Source organism: Umezawaea tangerina (assembly GCF_003002815.1).
In the GTDB taxonomy this organism is placed as follows: Bacteria; Actinomycetota; Actinomycetes; order Mycobacteriales; family Pseudonocardiaceae; genus Umezawaea; species Umezawaea tangerina.
The window spans coordinates 323,954-336,551 of sequence record NZ_PVTF01000006.1; the positions used below are offsets into that span (position 1 = coordinate 323,954).

A 12,598-nucleotide genomic window follows, 5' to 3' on the forward strand; every position below is an offset into this window, starting at 1 on the left:
AGAAAATTAGGAGGAACAGTGAATGAAATCAAGGAAAAAACCGGATCTGGAGGTGAAAGCCTACGGTCAGCAGCTCGACAGTTTTGACCTCGACCTAGTAGTGCAGCTCGTCATCATGCTAGGACGCGAACTAGTGAAAGAAGATGTCGACGCTGAGGACGAATGATCACTCCAGACCTTCAATCGTTTAACTACATTCCAGACTCCAGGAGGATTAAAAAATGGACGAAGACATCCTGAACCAGGAGCTTGCGCTCCACGTCACGGGCATCAAGCGAACGAAGCGAGCAGTCCTCTACCTGCGCGTTTCCACGTCGGGACAGGTCAACACCGACTACAACCCAGAGGGTATCTCGATCCCTGCGCAGCGGGAGGCTGGGACGCGCAAGGCTGACTCACTGGACGCAGGAGTCGTCCGCGAATTTGTCGAACCCGGCCGTACCGCTACGAGTATCGATAAACGACCAGTGTTTCAAGAGATGATCGCTTGGGTCAAAGAGCAAAAAGACATTGACTACATCATCGTCTATCACTTCAATCGAGTGTTCCGCAACAGCGTCGACGCGGCCATCACCAAACGCGACCTGCACAAGGTCGGCACTCGTATCGTCTCAACCGTGCTCGACATGGGCGAAGGACCTGAAAGCGCCATGGTGGAATCCATCATCCATGCCGTCGACCAATATCAGTCACAGGCAAGCGGAGCAGACATCCGCTACAAGATGGGCCAGAAGGCCAAGAACGGTGGAACTCTCGGCCCAGCGCCGCTGGGATACCTCAACGTCCGCGAGGCCAAGCCAGAGGGTGGCGAGATCCGCACAGTCATGATCGACCCTGAACGTGGTCCTCTCGTCCGCAAGGGCATCGAGCTGTTCGCCACTGGCCAGTACATCGCGCAGGATGCGCTTGACCACGTCACTACAGCAGGCCTACGCACCCGAGGTACTCGCCGCACCAGCCCAAAAGAGCTGTCGCTCAGCCAGTTCTACGAGATCCTCAGCGACCGCTACTACATCGGCAAGGTCAACTACGACGACGTGGAGTACCCCGGTCGTCATCAGGCTCTCATCACAGAGGAGACCTTCGACCGGGTGCAGCGCGTCCTCGCCCTCCGAGGTGGTGGCGGTACCAGGGAGCGTGTACACCACCACTGGCTCAAGGGACTGTTGTGGTGTCACCGCTGTGGGCATCGCATGGTCATCATGCGCGGCAAAGGGAACGGCGGTGTCTACTTCTACTTTTTTTGCCGAGGCAGGCAGAAGCACCTGTGCGACTTGCCGTACCTGGGCATGGCCGACGTTGAAGCAGCCGTGGACAAGCACCTTGGCACCGTCCGCCTGCGTGATGACTTCCAGGCAGCCGTACGCCGCCAACTCGATGAGGCAGTGCTCATCGAGCAGGGCGCCATCAGCGGTCTCAAGAAGCGCCTTGGTGCCCGTCTGGATGAACTAGATACCAAGGAGGACAACCTCCTTGAGCTCCTGGGCGATCCTGACTGGCCACGGGCCAAGATCAAGAGCAAGCTTGCAGGCATCGAGCGTGAACGCGCTGAGATCCAGGCCCAGATCGCTGACACCACCAGCAAGCTCGAAGCTGGCCGCCAGTTCTTCGGGGCTGCGCTCGACCTGCTGGCCGATCCACAGGGTTTCTACCGCCGTGGGAGTGACACGGTGAAGCGAGCCATCACCAAGGTCATGTTCCATAAGCTGCACCTCGACGCCGAGCAGATCATGGGGCACGACCTGACTGACGGCCTGGCCGGACTGGTCGAGGCAGGTGGTGCTGGAGGGCAGCTCCGCAACAGCAAAAGCACCTCCGTCCCTGGGGACGGAGGTGCTTTTGATCTTGTAACCGATGCCGTCTTGCTTGATGTCGTCCAAGGGGACAACGGTTCAAGTAAGACCGCACTGGTGGACGATACAGGGATTGAACCTGTGACCCCTACCGTGTCAACGTAAATCCCGAAGAGCCCTGACCAGCGGAAACAGAGACACCCCGCGTCATTATGGTGCCATAGCAGGACGTTGAGTGCAGTTTAGCATCGTTCAACGCGTCCCGCTGCTCCCAATCTGCTCCCACAACCGTGCTCCCACATCAACCCCATCCCACGGCAACCACGTCGCTCCACATAGGCCGGGACACAGAACCGTTGCACCGCTTGAATTATGCATAAAGACTCTGGCAGATCCTGCACGGCGCGGGCATCGACCCCACACCCGTCCGACCTGGCGGGAGTTTCTCACCGCCCAAGCCGAGGGCATCATCGCCGCGGGCTTCTTCCACCTCGACACCGTGCTCGGCACACGCCTCTACGCACTGGCCTTTCTCGAACACGGCACCCGACGCCTGCACATCACCGGCGTCACCTCCCATCCGACCCAGGCATCGACAGCGCAGCAGGCCGAAACCTCGCCGCCGACCTCGACACCCGCACCGAGTCCTTGCGATTCCTGATCCGCGACCGCGACGCCAAGTACAGCCCGACCTTCGACACTGTCTTCCACCCCGACGACCTGCGCGTGCTCAGGAGCGCGCCACAAGCACCCCGGATGAACGCCCACTGCGAACGAGTCATCGGCACCATCCGACGCGAACTCCTCGACCACATCCTGATCACCGACGAAACCCACGCACGCCGGATCCTCACAACCTACGAAGACCACTACAACCAGCACAGACCCACCAAGCCCGCGACCAACTGCCACCCGACGTTCAGCAACACCCCGCCGCAGTCCACGGCCCCGACACCAGCAGAGTGCTCCGCACCCGCGTCCTCGGCGGACTCACCAACGAGTACAAACATGCCGCTTGACCAGCAACGACGACTTTTCGAGCGGCACAACCTGCACGAAGCGCTTCGAGACGCCCACGCCGAACAACAGACCGACACGTGGAAACAGATCTACCGGGCACGGGCCGGGATCGAAGGCACCATCCACCAGGCCACCGCGGTCACCGGTACCCGCCAAGCCCGATACACCGGCCTCGGCAAAGTCAGCCTGGAACACGCCTTCGCCACTGCCGCGATCAACCTCATCCGCCTCGACGCTTGGTGGACCGGCATACCCATCCAACACACCCGAACCACCCACCTGAGCAGACTCGGTCTCACCCTCGCCGCATAGGCTGAATTAGGCAACAAGGTCGCACGACGTCGCCGACCAGTCCTCGGAAGCCTGATCAACGAGTACGAACCCACAGCCGCCTAACCGCAGGTCAAACTGTGTGGCCGACTTCTGACACCCCACAGCCTCGAACACCATCTCCCGGACCTTGACCCGGCAAGATCAGTAACGTTCGTTCGATGTCGACCGACCATCTGGGCAGTCCACACACCAGAGGAGTGCCATGCCGATCGCCGCGCGAGCCAAGTCGTCCTTTCCAGGCTTCGTGTCGACTTCGGCGTGGCCGCGCTCGGTGTTGGTCGACGTCGTGGCGGAGTTGACCGGAGCACTGCAGGGGGTTCGCTCGGACCACCGGACCGAGTCCGAGGAGGTGCTGGCGACCAGGTGGCGTTCGGCATGGGCGGACGGTTCCGCCGACCTGCTCGGTGATCCCGACTCGTACCTGCAACTGGCTTTCGCGGTGCGCTACTTCCTAGACATCCTGCGCAGGCTCGACGGTTCGGAGGAGCGCCTTGCCGAGATCTCCGATCTCGCCGACGCTGGCCTTCCGGAGAGGGCAACGGGAACAACGGGTGTGGGGTTCCACCTGCCGAACTACCTGAGGGACCTGGGTGCGCCACTGCCGGACGACGTGGCGGTGCGACGCGCCGTCTTCGGCGCCATGCGCCCGATCCAGGCGATGGTGGCGCACGTCGGAGGTGGGGTGTTGGACGACGGGGGTGTCGAACTCCTCGCGGTCGCGTGCCTCGGCGCCCACGCCTTGAACGCACCCGATCCCGTGTGGAAGCTGCTGACGGAGGTCGCACCCGTCCGGGATCGAGCCGAACCGGAGGTCGCCGAATTCCCCTTCCCCAATGTGGCGACCATCGCCGTGGTCGAGGCGGTGGCTCGCTCCCACACTGGTCTGCTGGCCGCCGAGCGGCGGGAGACCGAACTCAGGTCGGCGACCAAGCGGATCAAGTCGACCCTAGACGACGGCGAGGTGGACGAGTGGGTCCTGGACAGGTTCCAAGACGTCGGGCTTGACCTCGCGCGTATGCGGGGCCTGCTGCGCCACCTGCGAGACTACCGGGCCGCCGGGCCGTTCAGGAAGCTGGTGATGGGCGACCCGGACGACGAGATTCAGGACGAGGCCCGCGACCTGCTCGTGGAGTGGAACCACCGGGTGCGGCTCGCCGTGGAACACGCGGAGGAGATGCGGGCGGAGCGATCGACGGCGTTGAGGCGACTGCGCCCGCAGGTCGAAGCGCACTCGGTGGACCGCTGGGCGTCCAATGACCTGCTGCGACCTCAACAGGACTACATCGGGGCCCAGCTTACCGGTGACGCGTCCCAGTTGGGGCTGTTGTGGTTCCTCGACCCGGTGCCCGACGCTCCCTGGGCGAGGTTGCCGGAACTGAACCACGTCCGGTTGAGCGTCAGCTTCCTCACCGGGGACAAGGGTCTGCCCTACGAGGTCGCGGAACGGGCTGTGCGGGCGATCGTCCTGGACCAGATGTCACGGGCCTTGCCGGGAAGGCTCCGGTTGACCTGGATCGACCCGTCGGGTCGTGGTAAGAGCGCCGGGCCGCTGCTGGCGATGCTCGACGGCGACAAGTCGATGATCGACGGCGCGGTGCACGTCGAGCCGGACGACATCACCGCCGCGCTCCGCCGGGTCAGCGACCGGATGGCCAAGCTCGAACAGCAGTGCCTTCGGGACACCCACGCGGACCTGGCGGCGTACAACCTGGTCGCAGGGGTACTCGCGGAACCCAACCAGATCGTGGTGGTCACGGGGTACCCCAACGGTTTCTCCGAGGAGAACGCGCGCAGGCTGCACCAGATCGCCGAGAACGGCAACAGGCTGGGCATCCAGGCCCTCGTGGTGGCCGACCCGCTGATGGCCGACACCATCCGCACGGCGGCGCGGCCCGACCAGTACTTCCCCTTGCTGGCCTCGACGCCGAACAAGAACCTCCCGCACTGGTGGCACCCCGACCTCCTGCCGGGCCACTACCGGGTGCTCGGCCACGGTGGACGGCCGCACGCCTCGATCTTGGACGTCGCGATCGGCGAGGACGTGGTGCCTTGCGTCCCCTGCGATCTGCCGGACTTCGACGCCGCCGCCGCGAAACGCGTCGTGACCGGTTACCTCGCCGCGTCCGCCTCCACGGCGGAGGTCCGGGTCGACACCGCCACGCTGGGGTCCGCCGACGACGGGACGGCGAGCAGCGCCGACGGGGTGGTGGTGTCGCTAGGGATTCACGGCCGGGGGGACCTACTGGACCTGGCGTTGGGGCGGGGACTTCGGCAGAACGTCCTGATCGGCGGCCTGCCCGGGTCGGGCAAGTCGACGCTGATGCACACTCTCATCACGGCGGCCGCGCGGCGGTACTCCCCGGCCGAGCTGGAGCTGTACCTGCTCGACTTCAAGCAGGGCGTGGAGTTCCGCCCCTACGCCGATCTCGCGCTCCCGCACGCCAAGGTCGTGGCGGTGCAAAGCGAACGGGAGTTCGGTCTGTCCGTGCTCCGAGGTCTCCGCGACGAGGTCGACCGCCGCGGCGCGCTGTTCCGCGGCAAGGACGGCGGTGGGGCGGACAACATCAGGACCTACCGGCAGAACACGGGGAAGTCGCTGCCCAGGGTGGTCGTGGTCGTGGACGAGTTCCAGGTGCTCTTCGCGGACGACGACGCCATCGCCCACGAGTGCGCCCAACTCCTCGACCACCTGGTTCGCCAAGGGCGAGCCTTCGGCCTGCACGCCATCCTCGGCACCCAAACCCTTCGCGGCCACGGGGCGATGCACCTGTTGCGCGGCACGCTCGACCAGGTCGCGGTGCGCATCGTGCTGAAGACCAACGAGGCCGATTCGAGGCTGTTCCTGGCCGAGGATAACCCGGCAGGTGCTGGCCTCGGCAGGCCGGGGTTGGCGATCTACAACGAGGACGCCGGCCACCTGTCGGGCAACAAGGAGTTCCAGGTCGCCATCTCCGACGACAGCCAGCGCATGGCGATCATCGAGGAGGAGCGGCGGCGAGCCGACGAGTCGGGGTTCACCCGACGGCCCTTGGTCTTCGACGGCACACGCGTCGTCGGCGTCGAGGACGACGATGACGTGGTCGCGCTCACGAGCGGGCGGGGTCCTGTGGACCGCAAGCGGGTCCGCCTGCACCTGGGGTTGCCGGTCGCCATTGGCGGCTCCGGTTTCGTCGACCTGCGCAGCCGAGCGGGCAGCCACCTGGCCGTGGTGGACCGCGACGTCAAGCGGGCGACCGGGGCCCTGGTGGTGGCGTTGACGACCGGTTGCTTGTCGACCACCCCCGCCCCCGAGGTCGTCGTGGTCGACTGCCTCGGCAAGGACGAGGACCACGGGGACGTGCTCCACGACGCGGCCGCTTGGTTGCCGCGGGTCACGTTCGTCCGCAGGGTTGGGCTCGCCGCCGCGGTCTCGCGGGTGGCGGCCGAGGTCCGCCGCCGGGTCGACGAGGACGACACCCGCGGCTCGCGGCTGGTGCTGGTGATCAGCGCAGTGAACCGCGCCCGTGACCTCGGCGACGAGAACACCTACGCGGAGGAGGGCACCGTCCGGCACGACCTTCTGTCGGTGCTGAAGGACGGTTCGGATTACGGAGTGCACGTGGTGGTCAACGTCGACTCGGTCGACACCCTGGAACGCAGGCTCGGCGCCGGTTCCCTCGCGGAGTTCGGCATCCGCGTGCTCGGGCAGTGCTCGGAGGACACGTCGCGGCAGGTGGTGGGCACGGCCGCCGCGAGCAGGCTCGGGGACAGCTACGCCCTCGTGCACGAACCGGACGACAACAGGCTGGAGACGGTACGACCGTTCCCGTCGCCCTCACCGGAGTGGATGGCCGCGACCTCGGTCGCCGAACAGGACAGGAGCACCGAATGGCACTAGTCCAGTACGACCCCGACCAGCTAGACCGCGCGGCGAGCGCGTTGACCCGTAGCCAAACCGTCCTGGTGAACGAGGCGCGTTCGGTGAACGCGACGATCGGCGGCCTCACGGGGTTCAACGACCCTGGCGCCACACGGTTCCGTGACGAGGTGCGCCAAGTGGCCCGGACGCTGCAACTGCAGTCCGAGGCGCTGGCCAGGCACGCGACCCACCTGAGGAAACTCGCCCAGGAGGTCCGAAACCTACCGAAGCGGTGACCGGCTTTCCCCGGTCGTGACCCAGGCTCGTGCGGCAGGCGCGTTCGTCGCCTTCCGCACGAGCCCTAGTGTCCTGAGTCGTTGATTCGTTGTAGGTTTTGAGATGGCTCGTCGTGGACCCGCGTTGCCCGAGTTGGTGTTGACTGACCTCGAGCGGCAGACGTTGCAGGGCTGGGAACGTCGTCGTTCGACCGCGCAGACATTGGCGCTGAGGTCGCGGATTGTATTGACCTGCGCCGAAGGTCTGTCCAACATGGACGTCGTCCGGAGGTGGGCGTTTCACCACCCACGGCGAACAAGTGGCGCCGCAGGTTCATCGAGAACCGCCTGGACGGCCTGTACGACGAGCCCTGTCCGGGCGCGGCGCGCACGATCACCGACGCCCAGGTCGAGCACGTCGTGGTGACGACGTTGGAGCAGGCGACACCGAACAACGACTCGCACTGGTCGACCGGGTCGATGGCCGCGGCCACAGGTATGTCGCAGACGGCGATCTCCCGGATATGGCGTGCTTTCGAACTCAAGCCGCACGTGGTGCAGACCTGGAAACTATCGACCGATCCGTTGTTCATCGACAAGGTCCGCGACGTGGTCGGCCTCTACCTGGATCCGCCGGCGAAGGCGATGGTGTTGTGCGTGGACGAGAAATCCGGGATGCAGGCGTTGGATCGCACCGCCCCGGCCCTGCCGATCATGCCCACCACGCCAGCGCGTCGCACCCATGACTACGTTCGACACGGCACCACGAGTCTGTTTGCGGCACTGGACATCGCCACCGGCAAGTCATCGGTCGTCACCAGCGCCGTCACCGACACCAGGAGTTCCTGAAATTCCTCAAGGCTATCGATGCCAACACTCCGCCGGAGTTGGATCTGCACCTGGTGTGCGACAACTACGCCACCCACAAGACTCCGGAGATCAAGACCTGGTTGGTCCGACATCCCCGGTTCCATCTGCACTTCACCCCGACCGGCTCGTCCTGGCTCAACCTGGTCGAGCGGTGGTTCGCCGAGTTGACCAACCGTAAACTCCGCCGCAGCGCTGTACCTGCCGAAAACCTCATCCATGCAGGTGACAGAGGGTCCACAGAGACCCATGCGCGGATGCAGTCGTGATCATGCCGCTGCGGATGAGCACGGCATGATGACCAGCCATGCTGCTTCGACTGGCCTACCTCAGCGTGACCAACGCGTTCGCTTTACTACGCCTGCTCCCATGAGCGACCGGGACAAGGACGTGGAGATCCTGGTGCTACGGCACCAGATCACCGTCCTGGAGCGCGAACTGGGCACAACTCGACTGCGGTTCTCCCTCGCCGATCGGGCGTTCTTCGCGGCATTGCTGCACCGGCTCCCTGCGACAGTGCTTCGTCAGTTCCAGTTGCCGGTACGCCCGGAGACGGTACTGCGCTGGCATCGGGACCTGCTCGCCCGCCGCCACGCGGCCAAGTCCCGGCCCCAACGGCCCGGACGACCGCGGACACTACGGTCAATCCGGCTCCTGGTGCTCCGCCTGGCACAGGAGAACCCCACCTGGGGCTACCGCCGCATCCACGGCGAACTACTCGTACTCAGCATCCAGGTCGCCGCGTCCACGGTATGGCAGACCCTCCAGGACGCCGGAATCGACCCGGCACCCGATCGCACCTCCACCACTTGGACGGACTTCCTCCGATCCCAAGCCGAAGCCCTGCTGGCCTGCGACTTCTTCGAAGTCCCGACCCTAAGCGGCACCCACCTGTACATACTCGCGGTCATCGAACACAGCAGCCGCCGCATCCGCGTCCTGGGCGCCACCGCGCACCCGACCGCGGCTAGGTAACCCAGGCCGCGAAGAACCTCGTCATGGACCTCGACGACGCGGGCAACTCCGCACGATTCCTGATCCGCGACCGCGACCGGAAGTTCCCCGCCCTCTTCGATGCGGTTCTCGCCGACGCGGGCATCCAGGTCATCCTCACCGGTGTCCGGATCCCTCGAATGAACTCAATCATGGAGAGATGGATCCAAAGCTGCCACCACGAACTCCTCGACCGCACACTCATCTGGAACCAACCACACCTACTCCACGCCCTGCGCGAGTACGAGCAGTTCTACAACACCCACCGACCCCACCAAGGCATCGCCAACGCACGACCACTACACCCACTGCCACCACCGATCACCGACCAAGCCCAGATCACCGACTTGGACATCCGCCGACGACAACGCCTGGGCGGCCTCCTCAACGAATACCACCACGCCGCCTGACCAGCACAGACGTAGTTTTCGGCAAGCACACCTGGTTCCCACGCTTGTCGGTGTCCCAGAATGACCTTCTGAGTGCATACTCTCGAACACCGCTTTGCGGGCTGGCAGGCGGGCTGGGACCGCCGAGGAGGTGGCTCCGCGTGGCACGGACGGTCACAGGACTTGTCAGCAGCGCTGTGACGTTCACCGTCCTCGTCCGGTACGTCCTTGCCAGCACCAACCCTGGGCATCGTCCACCGGGACCGGGGAGGCCCGATCCGGATCCACGTTGTCCGAGAGCCGACTGCGGAAGAATCGCGAAACGCGACGACACCACCAGCTTGTACCACTGCGACAGCTGCCGGTCGTGGTTTGGTGTGGCGGTGTGTGTCAAGTGCCGTGGGTTCGCCTACACGGACGATGACTACGCCTGGGTTTGCGGTGGCAGCCATACCACCTACGAGACGAGAAAATGCCCCTGTGGGCGTCTCGGGGATCCTATCGGCCGTGGGTGGTGGCGATGCGGGTTTCCTGACTGCGTACCCTTTGCGATAAGGGTCTGCCAGTGTGGATTCTCGGGCGCAGATCACGGCTACGCGTGCATAAGAGCGGGCGACACCAACTGGTCCTGCGAACTCACCGGCACGAATTGGTCGTCGAGGAGCTGATGTATGGCTACCAACGTGCTGGGCACGATCACCGGATCCACCGGCATGGGCCGGTACTTTACCGTTGTCAGCGCCCTGCCGTCGGCGTCGTTCGTCAGTTACGTGTACTTGCTGGTGGAAAGCGGCGCGTGGAGCGGGCCTGTGCGATTCGACGAGGCGCTGCGCGGTATCGACCTCAAAGCCGGAGTCCTGTTGACCCTGGTGTCGTTTGCGGCGGCCGTTACCCTGCACCCACTGCAGTTCGCGCTGATCCAACTTCTCGAAGGCTATTGGGGACGGTCTACCATCGCGCGCCGCCTCGCCGCACTGAGAGTTCTTCACCATCAACGCGTCACTGCGCGGCTGGACCGGGAAACCGAGAACGGAACGTGGTCGGCCGATGCACACGCCGCCGAGACAGTGATCCGACAACGTGAAGCGAAACGACTCCGGGAGTCCTACCCGACCGAGCTCGACGACATCCTCCCGACCCGTCTGGGCAACGTGTTGCGCCGCTATGAGATGAGCGGCGGATCCCCGTACGGGATCGACCTGATCGCCACGGCGCCCAGGATCTCCATGGTCGCGCAAGACCGTGAACTGCAGTACGTTGCGGATCAGCGAACACAATTGGAACTGGCGGTCCGCGTTGCAGTGCTGGCGATGATCGCGGCTATGGCGACTGTGGTCGTGTTGTGGCGGCACGGCGCGTGGCTGCTCCTCGCAATCGGCCCGTACACCGTTGCCTATCTCGCGTACCGGGGCGCGGTCGTCGCCGCGCACGAGTACGGGACAGCGCTCACCGTCATGGTGGAGCTGAACAGGTTCGCCCTCTACGAGAGATTGCACCTGAAGCTTCCGGATTCACTAGAAGCAGAGAAACATCTGAATCCCGGAATCATGAGGTTATTGAGGTCCAAGCATCCCATCACGGATCGCGACTCGCCGTACCGGCACCCGGACCCAGCGCCGTCGGTGTTCCCGCCCGGCATTTCCTCCGGTAGGGGATCCACCGCCTCGACCGCCGATCGAGTGGAGTGATCAGACACCGTGAACGCGAGCGATCCAGCCAAGAGGCAGTCCACCGAGCCATCGGACATCGAAGAGAAGCCCACCAGCGCTGACTTGCCAGAGGGTGCGCTATCGGCGGTCCATCCCAAGGGGACGTTCCGACCACCGCTGCCGAACAAAGCGGATAAATCACCGGAGTTGCCGACCCAACGCGGGCAGTACCCTCAAGCCCTTGCCAAAACTGCGGCGATGCTGCCCGTTTCAGATACGAACGGCAGACCGCGGCGACGGGACCAGTTCCTGTGGTTGTGGCCGATCGGCGCAGTCGCGGTGATGGCGGCAGCTGGCCATTTCTTCGGCGCGTTCGGCGCTCTGTTGTCGGCGGTAGTCGTCGTCGCTACGCTGGTGCTGCTGATCGGCGACATCACGATCAGTCTCCGAACCCGGATCTGGGTCTTGGCGTTGGCAGTGCTCGTGGCGGCCAGCGTGGTGGTAGGGCGGTATGCCGGCGTCGCCATCTTGGCGGCGCCGGCCGATGCCTTCGAACCGCTCGACCTTCGGGGGCAAATCGTAGACGCGGACGCCATCCGGGGGCGGGACCTACAGAACGCGCAGTTGGCGGGCGCTGTGTTGGACGACTTGGACCTGCGCGGCCTGAACCTCGCCGGCGTTAAGGCCCAGGGCGCCTCGTTCCGGCGCGCCGTGCTCGACGAGGTGCAGTTCACTGGGGCCGATCTGCGAGGCGCGGACTTCACCGATGCCTGTCTGGAGCGGTCGGACTTGAGCGGTGCTCAGCTCGGCGGGATGATCGCACGCGGTGCGGACGTTACTAATGTGGTGACGGACAAGGAACTCATCGCCAATGTCGTATCGTGGCCGGAACCCGGCAATATCCCACCACAGCATTGCCTATGAGTGCTCGATTCGAATCTCGAGGACTGGCTCTGCGTCTGCCGGAATGCCGTCCGCGCAGGTCAAGTGATATGATGATGCGACGTTACGAATGTCGCCTGGTCGTTGATTTTGTCGGATGCTGCAGGAAGCTCCGCGCTGCAACAGTTCTCGACAACCACCACCATCGCAGGACAGACACATCAGAACCACAGACCGAGCACGAGCAGAACCGCCGAAGAGTTCTGCACCATCGTGGCTGAGAACGGTGTAACCCTGTGCCTGCCGAAACCTCATCCATGCAGGTGACAAAGGGCCCGCAGAGGCCCATGCGCGGATGCAGTCGTGATCACGCACTGCCCGAGTTCGAGCAGTTCCACAACACTGTGCCTGCCGAAAACTTCATCCGCCCAGGTGAAAGAGGGTCCGCCGAAACCCATGCACGGATGCAATCGTGATCACGCTGCTGTGGACGAGCACGGCATGACGACCAGCCATGCTGCTTCGACTGGCCTACCTGAGCGTGATCAACGCGGTCGCC

The 12,598-nt window shown here is 64.5% G+C and carries 9 protein-coding genes and 1 pseudogene; all 10 read left to right on the forward strand.

Annotation, left to right across the window (positions count from 1 at the left end; translation table 11 throughout):
- Positions 1–22 precede the first annotated feature (22 nt).
- The 10 genes and pseudogenes from CLV43_RS47885 (at position 23) to CLV43_RS21715 (ending at position 12,081) form a co-directional block, all read left to right on the forward strand.
- Entirely contained in the window at positions 23–166 is a 144-nt protein-coding gene (locus CLV43_RS47885) for a hypothetical protein (RefSeq protein ID WP_170155955.1), read from the forward strand.
- A gap of 55 nt (positions 167–221) precedes the next feature.
- Positions 222–1,958 (forward strand): recombinase family protein, encoded by a 1,737-nt coding sequence (locus tag CLV43_RS21675; RefSeq protein WP_106189072.1) that lies wholly within the window; start codon positions 222–224, stop codon positions 1,956–1,958.
- Between the two features lie 483 nt (positions 1,959–2,441).
- Entirely contained in the window at positions 2,442–3,125 is a 684-nt protein-coding gene (locus tag CLV43_RS48490; protein WP_211304466.1) for a transposase, read from the forward strand.
- Between the two features lie 223 nt (positions 3,126–3,348).
- Entirely contained in the window at positions 3,349–7,023 is a 3,675-nt protein-coding gene (locus tag CLV43_RS21690; RefSeq protein WP_106189074.1) for an FtsK/SpoIIIE domain-containing protein, read from the forward strand.
- The gene (locus CLV43_RS21695) at positions 7,014–7,280 is read left to right on the forward strand and encodes a WXG100 family type VII secretion target (protein ID WP_106189075.1); all 267 of its coding nucleotides are present in this window, start codon (positions 7,014–7,016) and stop codon (positions 7,278–7,280) included. The genes CLV43_RS21690 and CLV43_RS21695 overlap by 10 nt, the downstream gene beginning before the upstream one ends.
- 103 nt (positions 7,281–7,383) lie before the next feature.
- Positions 7,384–8,296, forward strand: a pseudogene (locus tag CLV43_RS21700) (IS630 family transposase); the annotation flags it as partial.
- A 199-nt stretch (positions 8,297–8,495) separates the two neighbouring features.
- Positions 8,496–9,101, forward strand: coding sequence for a helix-turn-helix domain-containing protein (locus CLV43_RS49355; RefSeq protein WP_245886771.1), 606 nt, complete (start codon positions 8,496–8,498; stop codon positions 9,099–9,101).
- A gap of 23 nt (positions 9,102–9,124) precedes the next feature.
- The gene (locus tag CLV43_RS48500) at positions 9,125–9,529 is read left to right on the forward strand and encodes an integrase core domain-containing protein (protein WP_245886774.1); all 405 of its coding nucleotides are present in this window, start codon (positions 9,125–9,127) and stop codon (positions 9,527–9,529) included.
- A gap of 650 nt (positions 9,530–10,179) precedes the next feature.
- The gene (locus CLV43_RS21710) at positions 10,180–11,196 is read left to right on the forward strand and encodes a hypothetical protein (protein WP_146174859.1); all 1,017 of its coding nucleotides are present in this window, start codon (positions 10,180–10,182) and stop codon (positions 11,194–11,196) included.
- 9 nt (positions 11,197–11,205) lie between these two features.
- Positions 11,206–12,081 carry a pentapeptide repeat-containing protein gene (locus CLV43_RS21715; protein WP_146174860.1) on the forward strand — a complete coding sequence of 292 codons (876 nt, stop codon included), beginning with the start codon at positions 11,206–11,208 and terminating at the stop codon, positions 12,079–12,081.
- The last annotated feature ends 517 nt before the right edge of the window (positions 12,082–12,598 follow it).

Excerpts from the sequence above, each read along its gene's own strand:
- CLV43_RS47885 (WP_170155955.1), top strand. The coding sequence starts at position 23 with ATGAAATCAAGGAAAAAACCGGATCTGGAGGTGAAAGCCTACGGTCAG.
- CLV43_RS21675 (WP_106189072.1), top strand. The coding sequence starts at position 222 with ATGGACGAAGACATCCTGAACCAGGAGCTTGCGCTCCACGTCACGGGC.
- CLV43_RS21690 (WP_106189074.1), top strand. The coding sequence starts at position 3,349 with ATGCCGATCGCCGCGCGAGCCAAGTCGTCCTTTCCAGGCTTCGTGTCG.
- CLV43_RS21695 (WP_106189075.1), top strand. The coding sequence starts at position 7,014 with ATGGCACTAGTCCAGTACGACCCCGACCAGCTAGACCGCGCGGCGAGC.
- CLV43_RS49355 (WP_245886771.1), top strand. The coding sequence starts at position 8,496 with ATGAGCGACCGGGACAAGGACGTGGAGATCCTGGTGCTACGGCACCAG.
- CLV43_RS48500 (WP_245886774.1), top strand. The coding sequence starts at position 9,125 with ATGGACCTCGACGACGCGGGCAACTCCGCACGATTCCTGATCCGCGAC.
- CLV43_RS21710 (WP_146174859.1), top strand. The coding sequence starts at position 10,180 with ATGGCTACCAACGTGCTGGGCACGATCACCGGATCCACCGGCATGGGC.